General features: G+C 62.4%; 12 protein-coding genes. All 12 read right to left on the bottom strand.

Annotated features, from left to right (window positions below; all coding sequences use genetic code 11):
* The 12 genes from AC1DFU_RS17795 to AC1DFU_RS17740 all read right to left on the bottom strand — a co-directional run bounded on the left by AC1DFU_RS17795 (position 1) and on the right by AC1DFU_RS17740 (position 13,139).
* Positions 1 to 1,065 (bottom strand): EpsG family protein, encoded by a 1,065-nt coding sequence (locus AC1DFU_RS17795; protein WP_092290607.1) that lies wholly within the window; start codon positions 1,063 to 1,065, stop codon positions 1 to 3.
* 64 nt (positions 1,066 to 1,129) lie between these two features.
* The gene (locus AC1DFU_RS17790) at positions 1,130 to 2,308 is read right to left on the bottom strand and encodes a glycosyltransferase family 2 protein (RefSeq protein WP_092290605.1); all 1,179 of its coding nucleotides are present in this window, start codon (positions 2,306 to 2,308) and stop codon (positions 1,130 to 1,132) included.
* The gene (locus tag AC1DFU_RS17785; protein ID WP_092290603.1) at positions 2,308 to 3,318 is read right to left on the bottom strand and encodes a polysaccharide biosynthesis protein; all 1,011 of its coding nucleotides are present in this window, start codon (positions 3,316 to 3,318) and stop codon (positions 2,308 to 2,310) included. Before AC1DFU_RS17785 ends, AC1DFU_RS17790 begins: the two co-directional genes overlap by 1 nt.
* Before the next feature lie 12 nt (positions 3,319 to 3,330).
* Positions 3,331 to 4,695 carry a lipopolysaccharide biosynthesis protein gene (locus tag AC1DFU_RS17780; protein WP_092290601.1) on the bottom strand — a complete coding sequence of 455 codons (1,365 nt, stop codon included), beginning with the start codon at positions 4,693 to 4,695 and terminating at the stop codon, positions 3,331 to 3,333.
* Positions 4,695 to 5,843, bottom strand: a complete 1,149-nt coding sequence (locus tag AC1DFU_RS17775) for a DegT/DnrJ/EryC1/StrS family aminotransferase (RefSeq protein ID WP_092290599.1) — start codon at positions 5,841 to 5,843, stop codon at positions 4,695 to 4,697. Before AC1DFU_RS17775 ends, AC1DFU_RS17780 begins: the two co-directional genes overlap by 1 nt.
* A gap of 12 nt (positions 5,844 to 5,855) precedes the next feature.
* Entirely contained in the window at positions 5,856 to 6,941 is a 1,086-nt protein-coding gene (locus AC1DFU_RS17770) for a DegT/DnrJ/EryC1/StrS family aminotransferase (protein WP_092290597.1), read from the bottom strand.
* 13 nt (positions 6,942 to 6,954) lie between these two features.
* Positions 6,955 to 7,779 carry a GNAT family N-acetyltransferase gene (locus AC1DFU_RS17765; RefSeq protein ID WP_092290595.1) on the bottom strand — a complete coding sequence of 275 codons (825 nt, stop codon included), beginning with the start codon at positions 7,777 to 7,779 and terminating at the stop codon, positions 6,955 to 6,957.
* Between the two features lie 15 nt (positions 7,780 to 7,794).
* Positions 7,795 to 8,178 carry a MarR family EPS-associated transcriptional regulator gene (locus AC1DFU_RS17760; RefSeq protein WP_092290593.1) on the bottom strand — a complete coding sequence of 128 codons (384 nt, stop codon included), beginning with the start codon at positions 8,176 to 8,178 and terminating at the stop codon, positions 7,795 to 7,797.
* Between the two features lie 158 nt (positions 8,179 to 8,336).
* Positions 8,337 to 9,344, bottom strand: a complete 1,008-nt coding sequence (locus AC1DFU_RS17755) for a glycosyltransferase family 4 protein (RefSeq protein WP_092290895.1) — start codon at positions 9,342 to 9,344, stop codon at positions 8,337 to 8,339.
* A 68-nt stretch (positions 9,345 to 9,412) separates the two neighbouring features.
* A complete protein-coding gene (locus AC1DFU_RS17750; protein WP_092290591.1) occupies positions 9,413 to 10,660 on the bottom strand; it encodes a lipopolysaccharide biosynthesis protein in 1,248 nt (415 codons plus the stop codon).
* Complete coding sequence (locus tag AC1DFU_RS17745; RefSeq protein ID WP_441590661.1) at positions 10,660 to 11,811, bottom strand: glycosyltransferase; 1,152 nt, start codon at positions 11,809 to 11,811, stop codon at positions 10,660 to 10,662. Before AC1DFU_RS17745 ends, AC1DFU_RS17750 begins: the two co-directional genes overlap by 1 nt.
* Positions 11,811 to 13,139 (bottom strand): exopolysaccharide biosynthesis polyprenyl glycosylphosphotransferase, encoded by a 1,329-nt coding sequence (locus tag AC1DFU_RS17740; protein WP_441590659.1) that lies wholly within the window; start codon positions 13,137 to 13,139, stop codon positions 11,811 to 11,813. The genes AC1DFU_RS17745 and AC1DFU_RS17740 overlap by 1 nt, the downstream gene beginning before the upstream one ends.
* Position 13,140 lies beyond the last annotated feature (1 nt).

Below are 13,140 nucleotides of genomic sequence, written 5' to 3'. Positions count from 1 at the left end.
TCAGCCGATAAAGGGGAGCTCGCGCATATAGGTCGAGCCAGCTGCCCAGGCGAGCAGAATCACGATATTCATTGCGCAAAGGGAAAGGAACTTCTTCCCGGGCTTTACGTGAGGCTCCAGGGAAGGACTCAGCGTAAGGAACAAAATGACCGGATACATGCCGTAGATGAAGCGATACCCAAAGTAGGGCAGGGCAAGAAACGGCGTGCAGACTAGGGCCATCCGAAGCGCAATGGCATAACGCCGGTCAGACGCGATCGTGTGCATCGTCACGCCGGTTCGCCGGCACAGCAGGGGCGCTAGCAATGCGGCCACCACGCACGCAAACGAAAGAATGCGGATCCACAGTTCACTGTCCTGATGCGCGAGATATTTGTTGATTTCGTACAGGAACCGCGACACGAACGGCAACTCGACCGAACTGCTCAGAAAATGGATAGTGAGCAGGATCAGGGTGGCCATCAGGCTGAGAAAAACCCTCCAGTTCTGTCGTGAGAGCAGGTATCCGAACAGCACGAGGCCGGCGCTGGGATGGAAGACCATGGCGAAGGCACCGAACAGCAACGTGAGAAGCGCGCTTACCGGCGTCAGCGATACGGCAAGTACCATCAGACCGGTGGACAAGCCCTGCCGCAAGGCGTTGGTAGACAGCTCAATGCCGATCAGGGACAGCAGGAGTGCCGAGATATAGCAAAGGCGGACGCGCCAAGGTGCCCGAAAAAACAGCGCGGGCAACACGATCAGGAATATCCAGACGGCAGGCAGCAACTCCGTGTCGCAACTGCCCAGCATGGTGAAATTAAGCACTTCCGTCGCGATCTGAAAGCTGGATTCGCGGTCGGTGATCAGTCCGCCTTTGCAGAAGTCGGCGAATATCTCGGCATAGGCGGCCGTATCCACGCCAAAGCTCAGGCTGCGGAAGCACATCATCAAGATGACGAACCCGGCCGCGGTCACGCCACCGACTATGTATGGCGACGGTTGCTGGACCTTTAGCGCGCGCAAGCCGAAGCCCGAGGACAGTCCCAATGCCGTGGCCAGCAGGACGATTTCGGTCAGAAACATGGATTAAGCTGTCCGGCCTTCATCGAATTGGGGGCGACTGTGCGATGACTTTGCACATGACGCATCATGAACCGCTCTTCGTCAGTTCCAGTTTCTTGCCAAGTTTCTGGATGTACTGCGATGCGACCTCGAAAGCCTGTTCGGTGTCCGCTACGTCGTGCAGCACTACGGTATTGTCCGGCTTGAACCGATTCATCTGCTTTTTGACGAGTATGCGCCCAATCCGGGTTGCCTCGCGCACGGTCGCGCCAAAGAATTCGATCCCGGTCGCTATATAGCCGGTGGCGCGGGCATGCTGCTTCAGGCATTGCAGCACCATGTCCTTATATTGCGGATCGCTGATCAGGCAACGCAGATACAACATGGAGAAGTCGGCTTTGCGCAGCCACTGCGGCTTGTCCTCAATGCCTTTCAGCAGCGAATATCCCCAGACCGTGGGAACGCTGTAATACTCGGGCACGCGTTCGTCCCAGACGAGGTTCTTGAACGCGCCAATATGGGCATTGTCGCGCAGCCCACCGACGTGACGGCCACGGGCGCTTTTGCCCGAGGTGCTACCGGCGCATGCGCCCGGCACCACGATGGGAAAGTCGACGTGAAAGCTCTTTCTGCTTTCGAGCGAGATCAATGCGGCGCTGTATATATCCGGGCTGACACCGCCGAACAATGCGCCGTGCGTCGCAATAATGCGATCGACCAGCGGGCGGGAAATCATGCCCGCATAGGCGCGCGGCATGCCCAGAACGCCCGAGCCCATGTTGCGCAGCGCTGCGGACAGTTCTGCCTTGGCGTCGAACGGCGTGATACGTCCGTCGAAATCGCTCACCACCAGCGTGCTGCCTTCCGCCTTCCAGCGCGTGGTACTGGAAAATGTCGGCCAGTAATACAGCATGGGGAAAGTAAAGCTGAAAGCATCGACTCGATTGGCGATGCCCCAGTGGGCGATCTCCGCGATTTGCGGTGATACCAGATCATCATCCCCGATGAAGGCGAGGTATTCCCCGCTGGCATGGCTCAGCGCGAAATTGAAGTTGTCGACGACACTGAGCGGCTCACCAGGCCGCAGGAGCTTGAGTCGGGCAATGTCTTGCCCGGTGAACGCCTGCGTGATGCGATCTTCGCTGCTTGTGTCGCTAACAACAACTTCGAGTTCCTCGGATGCCGCCAGCACGGCGCGAATCGTCGACACCGCGCATTCGGGGCGACCATGGGTGGGGATAATGACTGATACCAACGGGCGCATTAGATCGTCACCTCTTCCAGGACGTAAGGAAGCGTAAGCAGCAATTGCTTGATGCGTTCTACGTTAAGGCGCTCGGTATTGTGCGAGGTGTAATCGTCAACGTCGTTGGCGTCGGGATGACCCTCGAGAATGAACTTGTCGTAGTTGAGGTCGCGATTGTCGGCAGGAATTCGGAAATAACGTCCCATATCCTCCGACTTGGCCATCTCCTCCCGGGATACCAGCGTCTCGTAGAGCTTCTCGCCATGCCGGGTGCCGATGATTTCCACCGGCACATTGCTGCTGAACAGTTCCTTGAGCGCCTGGCCTAGCTCCTCGATCGTGGAGGCGGGTGCCTTCTGCACGAAAATATCTCCCTGGGTGCCATGTTGGAAGGCATGCAGCACGAGGTCAACCGAGTCTTCCAGCGACATCAGGAACCGGGTCATCTTGGGGTCGGTCACGGTCAGCGGCTTGCCGGCCTTGATTTTGTCGATGAAGAGAGGGATGACCGAGCCGCGGGACGCCATGACGTTGCCATAGCGCGTAGCGCAGAGCACCGTACCGCCTTCGCGGACAGTACGCGACTTTGCCACCATGATCTTTTCTGCCATGGCCTTCGAAATCCCCATGGCATTGATCGGATACACGGCCTTGTCCGTGCTGAGCACGACCACGCGCTTCACCTTGTTGGCAATCGCCGCGTTCAACACGTTTTCCGTGCCGATCACGTTGGTCAGGGTTGCCTCCATGGGATAAAACTCACAGGAGGGCACCTGCTTCAGGGCGGCGGCGTGAAAGACATAGTCGACGCCCTCCATCGCACGGGCGACGCTTTCATAGTTCCGGACGTCGCCGATATGAAACTTGACCTTGCGATTGTTAATGGCGATCCGCATGTCCTCCTGCTTCTTTTCGTCGCGGCTGAAGACGATGATCTCCTTGACGGAGGAATGGAGGAAGCGATTGAGGACCGTGTTGCCGAACGACCCGGTACCGCCGGTGATCATCAAGACCTTGTTATCGAACATTGTGAGAATCTCTTAGTAACTTTGAATCAAAAACTGAGCCAGAATCGCAATGCCAATTAGCGGAACGAAGAGCTGTAATGCCAGTACCGCCGAATATGTTGCCGCGGCGCGAATCCTTTCCAGCGTCATTGCGCGCACCCAACTGATGAGCGTGGAAGTAGTGTGGTAAGTGGCGTATATGTAGCACACGCCCTCGACACTGTGCTTATACGCAGCCGCCGCGGTAAGCGCCAACGTCACTACGCTCATGGCAATCGATGCAACGGCCTGGAAACGAAAATCCTTCGCATAGAGCAGCAGCGTGTAAGGAATATAGCCGAACGCCCCCACCACAAAGCCTGGTAGAAGTATTTTTACATAATGGGCGACGGTGGCGCTGTCCTGTCCATGACCCATCCAAAGGCCGATCAACGGTTCGCGCGCCAACCAGAGAGCCAGAGATGGCACGGCGGTGATCAGGATTGTGCCGAGTACGAATCTTTGGATGGTTGGTTTCGGGAAGTCCTTGCCCGAAAAATCCTGATTCAGGACGCGCGGCTGGAAATACTGGCTGATCGGGCCAGCCAACAGCGAGAGCGGAACCATGCACAGAGTGGTCGCCAGAAAATAGGGCGATACGCTGTTTGCGGAAATCAGGCCAGAAACCAAAGGCTTGTCCAACTGGGTGACAGCTGCCCCGGCCGCGGAGAACAGCACCAGGGAGCGCCCCTTCATGATGAGAGCCCATGCGTCGCGGGTCGTCGGACGCTTCAGCAGCGGGGCGCCGGATGTGCTTCGTCCCCAAAAGGCGAAGCACCGATAGCGTGTGACGAGCGCCTGCGCAGCCGCGAAAACCAGTTGGGTGACGATGAACGCCGTCATTGTGCTGGAAACGGCAGCCAGTACATAGGCCGTGGCGCATGCGCGAGCGGCCACGCCCACAACCTGGATCGTACTGGCCGCCGCGTACTCGCGACGGGCCAGCATCGCCCCGTAATACATGTTTTGGAGCACAAGTACCCAGAACAGCGCGATTGTCCCGACGATCGTGCTCCAGTTGATACTGCCGAAGGCACCGAGTGCCTTCAGGCAGATGGCGGCCGGCAGCAGCAGGAGATAAAAGCTCGTCAGACTCATTTCCGCCGTACGGGCCAGCGATACCAACTCGTTCGGTCCGGAATTCGCCACGGCGATATCGCGGCCGACCAGCGTCGACATTCCCAGGTCGAGCATGATCAGCAAGCCCTGGAGCGAGAGGATGACCGCAACAATGCCGAATTGCTCGGCCCCAAGCAGATGTCGATAGAACGGCAGAAAAATAAACCCGACGAGGACTGCCGACACTTTGCCGGCATACAGCATGACCATATCGAGCACTGCGGCACGGAGCAATTTCATCAGACCTTGCCGGGTAGCGATAACGTTGCGGCTTCGGCTGCCGCGCGCGCGCAGGCATTGCCGATTGCATCGACATCGGCATCACTGAGCCACCATCCACAGGGCAGGGCAATAATATGATCCTGCAGCCAGGTCGTTTCGCTGCCCGGATCCATCCGCGCCGCATGGAACCCGCTGTACGTGTCATTGCGGTGGTGCAAAATGGACGCGGAGATGCCTTGGTCCTTCAGATTCTGGAGTAGCGTGTCCCGATTTTCGGCTAGGCAGAGCATGACCCAGTAGGCCGGCATGGCCCCATCGGCGGCAAGGATCGGTTGGATACCGTTGACGTCGTCCAGGCGAGCGCCGAGCCGGCGCACATTGGCGCGGGCCTTCTCGATCTTTTCCTGGACCAGTGCCAGTTGCGCCGCCCCCAGGGCCGCGCAGAGGTTGTTCATGGTATATGCCCAACCGATTTCGGGAATGTCCGCCAGCGGATTGATCTCACCCTGTGGCGTACGGAACCCCGAACCATCGATGCCAAACCGACGCAACTGACGGGCCTTCGTGGCCATGTCCGCGGATTTGCAGACAAGCGCGCCGCCTTCGGTGCAGTTAATCTGGCGATTCGGATAGAAGGAGTAGATCGAAAAATCGCTGTACTGGCCCACGTGTGCACCGTCCTGGGTGGCACACAGGGCGTTGTCGCAGTCTTCGATAAAGGCAATGCCACGCGCCTTGCACAGCTCGGCCATTTTTCTGGCCGGTCCCGGGTAGCCCGCCACGTGATACATGATGATGGCCTTGGTGCGTGCGGTAATCTTTTGCGCGGCATCATCGACGTCCATTTCCACGGAGCGAGGGCGTACGTCGACCCATACCGGCGTCGCACCCGCATGCGCAATCGCAGAATTCGTCGCCATGCAGGAGAACGCCGTCGTCAAGACTTCGTCCCCGGCGCGAACCCCGGCAAGGTGCAGGGCGAGGAATACCGCGTTCGTCATGTCGTGTGTGGTGACCACGTGCGGATTGCCGACGATCTCCCCCAGGCCTTTCTCGAACTTGCCGACGTAATCGCCGCTGGCGATACGGCCGGAGCGCAGGACCTCCAGGGCCACAGCTTCCATTTCGGGGGTGTGTACCACCCCGAACAATGGGATTTGCTTCATTTGATAATCTCCTTAACCCTTCCGGATTACCTCGACGATGCGCGCGCGGTCTTCGTCGCTCACCCACCAGCCGCAGGGAATATGAAGCAGGCGCTTGTAGAACGTGTCGAGACCGGGCAAATCCCGTCGGGATGCGGCGAAGATGCTGTGCAGATTATTGGGCCGATGAAGTTTCGATGCCGAAATTCCCGCCCCATTAAGAGCCTTCTCCAGGCTTGCACTGTCATCGCTCAGCAGGGTGTAGAGCCAATAGCTCGGCTCGGCCGAAGCGTCGCAGCGCGCAAAGTCCACGCCGCTGATCGATTCGAACAGCGCATCGAAGTACTTGCCGTTCTCGGTGTGTCGATCGAGTACGGGGGTAATGTTCTGCAACTGCACCAAACCGATCGTCGCATTGACGTTGCTCATGTTGTACTTGTAGCCAACACTTGTGATATCGATCTCGGTGCGCGGAACGCCCTTGAGCATGCCGAACCAGCGGAATTTCTTTGCCGCTTCCATTTGAGCGTCATCTTGGAACGTCAGCATACCGCCGTCGACGGTCGTCATGTGCTTGATCGCCTGGAAAGAGTAGATGCCGTAATCGCCGATCGTCCCGATGGGCTGGTCCTGATAGCTCGCGCCCAGGGCGTGGGCGCAGTCTTCGATCAGGGCAATGCCACGCTCGTTGGCGATTTGCCGCAGTTCGGCAAGACGCACTGGGTAACCCGCATAGTGGACGCAAAGGATGGCCTTGGTCTTGTCCGTCACGCATTGGCGGACCGAGTCGGGGCACATATTGCCGGACGCTGGATCGACATCGGCCCATATCACCTTGGCGCCCGTGTAGAGGATTGTCGTATTGGTCGGCTCCGCCGTCATTGGCGTGGAGATCACCTCGTCGCCCGGGCCAACGCCTGCCAGAGTGAGCGCGGAATGCAGCGCGCCAGTACCACTGCTCATGGCGAGCGATCGCTTCAGGCCAAACCGCCGGTTGAACTCGGCTTCGAACTGATAGACCGATTCCCCTTCCGCGATCATGCCGCTATACAGCACGGTTTCCAGCGCGGGCATCAGGGCCGATTTCGGCGGCATTGCGACTTTGACGATCGGAATCATGCTTAGGGTTTCCTCAGATGCGGTTGAGCAAAGGGATGTACGGCAGGCGGGGAAGATCCCGGCCCGAGAGTTCGTGGATCATCCTGTAGGAACCCGGTGAGAGATCCGACTTGTACGCCCGGCTGCGCAGCTCGGCCAGGATGGCGGAATCCGCCGGCGCATTCAGGCTCCAGGTGGCCGGTAAAATCTGTTCGATCAACCGGAACACGCCCTCCCAGTCGCCTTCCCAGTCCGTCAGCGTGTATCCCTGCACTGCAGGCAAAACCGTAATCGCGGCGTTGTCACTGCTGAATACCAGCACGGTTTTTGCGAAAGCCGGAATGCCCCGGGCGGAAATATCGTCGGTCTTCAGGCCGGCCAGATCGTGGCAGAAGGGCGGGTCCGTCCCCTCATGCGCGGGCGTCCATACCGGACCATACCGGTCTGCGCTATCCACGGCGAAACCGTGCTTGGCGTAGACGTTGGGTTTGTTGGTCCACAACACCAGTGTGTCGAAGGCACGGTCCCTGCCGACTTCCGTCGCAGCGGCAACCAGCGTGTGGCCCAGCCCTTTGCCACGGAACGCCTCGTCGACGCAGACCAATCCCACCAGGCCGACCTTCCGGCCGTCGGCCATGGGGGTCTCCTTGATGACCAATCCGGCGGCCGCCTTCGTCTCATCGCCCGGCTGGTCCGTGCCGATCAGGATGGTCGTCACGCCCGTGCTGGTATCGATCCACGGGTAGTGCGACGGAAGGCCCATACCGCGCCCCCTGGACCTGAAAAACACTTCCCAGATCAGCGCCCTCGCGACGGACGGTACGCCCTCGTGTACGGAATGCTGCATTGCTTCGGCCATATTGCGGGTCTCCGACTATTCTGACGGTTCAGTCCGTTCTGCCTGCTGTCCTTTAGCGACCTCACTCCCGACTTCTTCCCGGAGGGCCTCGATCTCGGCTTTCAGGAGTTCGTATTCCTCCATCTTCCGCTTCAGGAACCGGCTGGTCAGGGCCGCCTTTTCGGCAATACCGCGCGGGGTGAGGATGTAGACGTAGCCAAACTTGTTCTTCGACTGGCTGAAGTTCTGCACCTTGACCCAGCCTTTCTCCATCAAGGCCTTCAGGCAATAGTTCAGGCCGCCGACACTGACGCCGAGTTCCTTTGCCAGCTCGCGTTGGGTCAGGTCCGGATTCTCCTGCAAGATGCGCATGATCCGAAAATACGTGTCTTCTTGTATCTTGGCTTGGCGGCTTGTCATGGAATGAACACAATGCTTGTTCCCGGCGCGAACGGATGTGGCGATATGCCGCTCCCACCACGTTTCAAGAGAAAACGGCCTAAAAGTGCAGTGCACTGCGTGTTTGTTTGAACTTGAACGATTCTACTTCGCTCTGCCCTTTCGGTCCAGAGGGTGAGTCAGCCAAGCAACGCGACCCAGCTGTCTGTGATGTGCGCGATGTCGAAGTGCCGGGCGTTCTCTCTGCCCCGGCCGGCGAGCTGGTTCGCCAGCGCGGGCGTGTCGATCACGCTGCGGAGCGCCCGGGCAAGTGCGGGCGCATCTTCCACCGGTACCAATAGTGCATCGTCAGGGCCAAGCAATTCCCGTGGTCCCTGTTCGCAATCAGTGGAGACGATGGGCAGGCCGAACGCCATGGCTTCGATCAGCACCAGCCCAAATCCCTCATAGCGCGAACTCAGGCAGAAGACGGCACCTTGCGCATAGGCGCCGGTGATGTCAGCAAGCACGCCAGGCAGGGAAATACGTGCCTCAAGCCCCAGGCGAGCGCGCAGCGCTTCGAGCTGGCCGCGTTCCTCGCCTTCCCCAATGATCACCAAGTTCCAGTCGGGTGCGACCGGTGCGACCGCTCCCCACGCTTCGATCAACACGTCGAAGCCCTTGGCGGGCGTCAGTCGGCCCACCGCCAGCACGGTTTTCGTGTCACGGGGCGCAGGCGTGGCGGGAATCGGAAAGGGGAGCGGATTCGGAATATGGACGAGCTTGGCCCCAGGGCGCAGGGCGTCCCGCCAGCGGCGCTCGTCGCCCTCCGTCAGCACCACGATGTGCGCATGAGTCCGGGCCGCCAGCGCGCGTGCAACCTTGCGCGCCGGCTTTCCCAGATCCTCATCGAAATGGCAGTGTTCCCACGCAATCCTGCGGACGTTCATACGAACGGTGGCCGGCACCGTGAACAGCGCCAGCATCGTGTCGACCTCGATCAGCACATCAATGCCGTGTTCCCGCACAAAGCGCCGGATGCCAAGGACTGTCGACAGATACGCTGTCTTGAACGACGGCCGATGCTCGAACAGTGCATGATGCTGCACATCCGCGTGCAGGGGAAACACGCTGGCCCGGTCCCACAGGCTCAGGATGCGCACCCGGTACCCGCGCTCCGCCAGCGCATTGGCGATCACCGCTGTCATCCGCTCCGCACCTGCAAACGCGTTCAGCGTGCCAGTCAGGAAACAGACGCAGGGCAGGGCGGTGCCGCTCACGCCGCTGCCATGTCGCGAACCGGGCGATTGCGCCACCACAGGGCCACGCCGACGACGACCGCGACGCTGTTGCCCAGGACATAGCCCGCAATCGCGCCCCAGTTGCCGAACCGGGGGATGACCGCCAGATCGAAGGCGAGCGTCGTCGCCAGCACCAGCGCCCACTTCATCGCCACCCAGCGCGGGCGGCGCAGGTAGACCGCCAGCAGCGTCAGGGCGACGTCCGCGAAGACGAGCGCAGATGCCACGGCGGCCACCCGTAGCAGCGTCACGGTGGCCTCGAAGGCGCTGCCGTAGAGCAGGCGGACGATCCACGGCGCGCAGGCGGCAATCGCCAGCCCGCCGACCAGCCCGAGCGCGCCCAGCGCCGCAGCAATCCGGCCGATGTTCGCGTGGGCATCGGCAAATGCCGTGCGCGCATAGACGTAGCTGGGGGCGATGCCCGCCACGAGGATGGTCGCGAGCATCGAGAAATTGTCGAGCAGTTGCATGCACGCCGCATAGGCGCCGAAGTCCGCCGCCGGCACCGCCGGCTGGAGCACGAGTTGGTCGACCCGGCGCGCGCCCATCATCAGGATGAAGCTGACCCAGAACAAGGCGCCCGCCGAAAACAACTCGCGCGCCTGGCTCGCCTGCCAGGTCAAGGGCTGTCGGGGGGATCGAGTCAGGTAGTAGGCCGCGAGCAAGGTGGCAAGCAGGACGGCTTCAAGCGCAAACGCCACGGCGTAGCCCGATACCGCGGTAACGCCCGCAGCGAACAGCCCGCCGACCACCGCGGCCTTGATCGACAGCGCGGCGAGGCTCGCCAAGGTGCCGGGCCGGTTGTTGGTGTGAGCCTGCATCCAGGCATTCACCACGCCGAAGGGCTCGCGTAGCAGGATGGCCACGCCGAGCCACAGCGCCGCGTGCCACACCTCCGGCGTGGGCGATGTCAGCACGAGGTACGCACACATCAGCAAGTACCCCGCCACACCGCCGCCAAGACGCAGCACAAACGCATGGCCGATGATGTGGCCCTGGGCGTCGGGCGGCGTCGCCACGAGACGCGGCACCACCACCTCCGCACCGCACACCAGCGCCAGCGACGCGGCAATCAGCACCACCGACTGGGCGTACTGGAAATGCGCGAACCCGGCCGGCCCGAGCGCGCGCGCCAGCATGGCCACCACGCCAATCCCGATGCCCACCTGCAGGCCGCGCTCGGCCAGCATCCACAGCACATTGCCCGCGATGCGCCGATGCATCACGCGGTCTCCGCCGGGTTGGCACGCGCGCCGTGCGTCAGGCTGGCGTAGTGCGCCAGCCAGCGTCGGGCGATGCTGTCGATCGAAAACGCGGACAGCACGCGCTCGCGCCGGGCCGCCGCCTGTGCCGGGGTACCGCGACCCGCGCGCAGGGCCTCGGCCATTGCACCGGCAAGCGCTGCGGCGTCGCCGCGCGGCACGATGACGCCCTGGTCGCGCAGGACTTCGGCCACGCCGGGCGCGTCGGTCGACACCACCGGGCATCCGCACGCCAGCGCCTCCACCAGCACCATGGGCAGCCCTTCGATATTCGATGAGAGGACGAACAAGTCGGCCGCATTGAGCATGGCGGGAATATCGTCGCGCGGGCCGAGCAGGGTGACGGACGAGGTGAGTCCCTGCGCCACGATCTGACTGGCCAGCGCCTCGACCAGCGCGCCGCCGCCCGCGATCAGCAGGTGCGCCGGCACGGCGGGCGGGAGCTGGCCAAACGCGCGGATCAGCAGATCCTGGGCCTTCTCCGGTGCCAGACGGCCGACATTGAGCACGACCCGCGCGTCGGGCGCGATGCCCAGCCTGGCGCGGGTGGCATCGCGCAGCGCCGGATCGGGCCGGAATCGTTCGACATCGATCCCGTTGGGCATGACGACGATACGGTCGTCCCGCACGCCCCCGGCAGCGATCATGCCGGCGCGGCCGTCCTGGCTCACGTGGGTGGTCAGCGCTGCCCACCGGTCGGTCAGCCGGTAGGCCAGCATCCGCATGCTGCCGCCTTCGCGGAAGCTGTGCGCGGTGCAGACCAGCGGCGGGCTATCGACAAGGCGCGTCAGCAATCGGCCGAACAGGTTGGCGTGGACCATGTGGGCATGCATGACATCGGGCCGCCATGCCTTGACCAGCGCACGCGCCTGCGCCAACGCGGCAGCCATGCCGCCGGGCGTCTTCCGCATGTTCAGCTCGAAGACCTCGACGCCGGCAGGTATGTCGAACTCCCGGCCCGGCGACAGACTCAGGATCGCCACCGCGTGCCCGAGCGCCAGGAAGGCACGGGCCAGCGCCACGACCTGATGCTCGGCGCCGCCCACCTTGAGGCCAGTCGTGATCAGCAGGATCCGCATCGCCCGCTGCGTGTCCATGTCGGCTGGCGCCATCAGCGGGCTCCGTAGCCGGTCAGCAGCGTGCGCAGCGTCTTGACCACGATCAGCAAATCGAGCGCGAACGAGCAATGCTTGACGTAGTACAAGTCGTAGCTCAGCTTGGTCACGGTTTCCTCGTGGGTGCCGACATAGCCCTGCTGCACCTGTGCCCAGCCGGACAGCCCGGGGCGCACGAGGTGCCGGTACGGATAGTAGGCAATCGTCTCGGCGAAGGTGTCGACCATCGGCACCTGCTCGGGGCGCGGGCCGATCAGGCTCATGTCGCCCATCAGCACGTTCCACAACTGCGGCAGTTCGTCCAGCCGATACTTGCGGATCACGCGGCCCACGCGCGTGACGCGGGCATCCTGGCGCGCCGCGAAGCGCGCCGTGGCGTCGGACTGGACGCTCATGCTGCGGAACTTGAGCATCGTGAACGCTTCGCCGAAGCGCCCGGCGCGGGCCTGCCGGAACAGGACCGGCCCCGGCTGCTCTAGGCGGATGGTCAGCGCGGTCAGCGCCGACAGCGGCAGGGCGAGCGGCACGAGGCACAGCACGGCGGCGATGTCGAGCAGACGCTTCACAAAGCCGTAGAGATAGTGGCGCGCGTAGTCGTCCAGGAAGTTCTCGTCGATATGGTCGAGCCCCACGCGGCCGGTCAGCATCTCGCCAATCCGCTCCACCGAATACAGGCGGACGTGGCTCATCTTCAGCCGCGCCAGCGTGCGCGTGCGCTCGGGGTCGGCGGTGCCCGAGCGGTCGAGCATCAGGCCGTCACAAAACACGGCATCCTCGATCGAGCGGATGAAATCGAAGCGGATCCGTGCCGGCGGGCTGGCGCCGGGCATGGCGAGGATCGCCTCGAGCTGTTCCAGCGCGCGCGGGTCCGTGTAGCCGATGACGGGCACGTAGTTCTGGACGAAGCGCCGGTAGCCGATGCCGCTCCAGACCAGCGTGGTCAGGTAGCCGAGCAGCAGCGCGCCGCGCGAGTACTCGATATGCCAGCCGGCGAAGACGAACAGCAGTAGGGCAAACGGCAGCGTGGCCGAGATGCCGACCAGACTGTTGCCCTCGATCGGCGGCAGGTGCAGCGAGCGGTGCAGCAACAGGAACGTGCACAGGTACGGCACGATGCCCCAGAGCAGCGTGCGCGTGAAGACGTAGGTGACGATGCCCGCGTGGTGCAGGGTTTCCGCCGCGATCGTGTTGAGGCCGAACAGCACGAGCCCGAGCGCGGCCCAGGACAGCATGCGGCTGGCGCGGCGGATGGTCTCGGACGCGCGGCTGGCCGTCGTGGCGCGCGACGTGCCGGCGAGACGGGCGGCTTCCTTGTTGGCGCTCATG

It is taken from the genome of Cupriavidus sp. 10L45 (genome assembly GCF_056395225.1).
Note: the sequence above shows the minus strand (reverse complement) of the source record. Positions and strands in the feature narration are given on the sequence as shown.

What these genes read in the sequence shown, in the direction of transcription:
- AC1DFU_RS17795 (WP_092290607.1), bottom strand. Translation starts at nt 1,065, where the DNA reads ATGTTTCTGACCGAAATCGTCCTGCTGGCCACGGCATTGGGACTGTCC.
- AC1DFU_RS17790 (WP_092290605.1), bottom strand. Translation starts at nt 2,308, where the DNA reads ATGCGCCCGTTGGTATCAGTCATTATCCCCACCCATGGTCGCCCCGAA.
- AC1DFU_RS17785 (WP_092290603.1), bottom strand. Translation starts at nt 3,318, where the DNA reads ATGTTCGATAACAAGGTCTTGATGATCACCGGCGGTACCGGGTCGTTC.
- AC1DFU_RS17780 (WP_092290601.1), bottom strand. Translation starts at nt 4,695, where the DNA reads ATGAAATTGCTCCGTGCCGCAGTGCTCGATATGGTCATGCTGTATGCC.
- AC1DFU_RS17775 (WP_092290599.1), bottom strand. Translation starts at nt 5,843, where the DNA reads ATGAAGCAAATCCCATTGTTCGGGGTGGTACACACCCCCGAAATGGAA.
- AC1DFU_RS17770 (WP_092290597.1), bottom strand. Translation starts at nt 6,941, where the DNA reads ATGATTCCGATCGTCAAAGTCGCAATGCCGCCGAAATCGGCCCTGATG.
- AC1DFU_RS17765 (WP_092290595.1), bottom strand. Translation starts at nt 7,779, where the DNA reads ATGGCCGAAGCAATGCAGCATTCCGTACACGAGGGCGTACCGTCCGTC.
- AC1DFU_RS17760 (WP_092290593.1), bottom strand. Translation starts at nt 8,178, where the DNA reads ATGACAAGCCGCCAAGCCAAGATACAAGAAGACACGTATTTTCGGATC.
- AC1DFU_RS17755 (WP_092290895.1), bottom strand. Translation starts at nt 9,344, where the DNA reads ATGACAGCGGTGATCGCCAATGCGCTGGCGGAGCGCGGGTACCGGGTG.
- AC1DFU_RS17750 (WP_092290591.1), bottom strand. Translation starts at nt 10,660, where the DNA reads ATGCATCGGCGCATCGCGGGCAATGTGCTGTGGATGCTGGCCGAGCGC.
- AC1DFU_RS17745 (WP_441590661.1), bottom strand. Translation starts at nt 11,811, where the DNA reads ATGGCGCCAGCCGACATGGACACGCAGCGGGCGATGCGGATCCTGCTG.
- AC1DFU_RS17740 (WP_441590659.1), bottom strand. Translation starts at nt 13,139, where the DNA reads ATGAGCGCCAACAAGGAAGCCGCCCGTCTCGCCGGCACGTCGCGCGCC.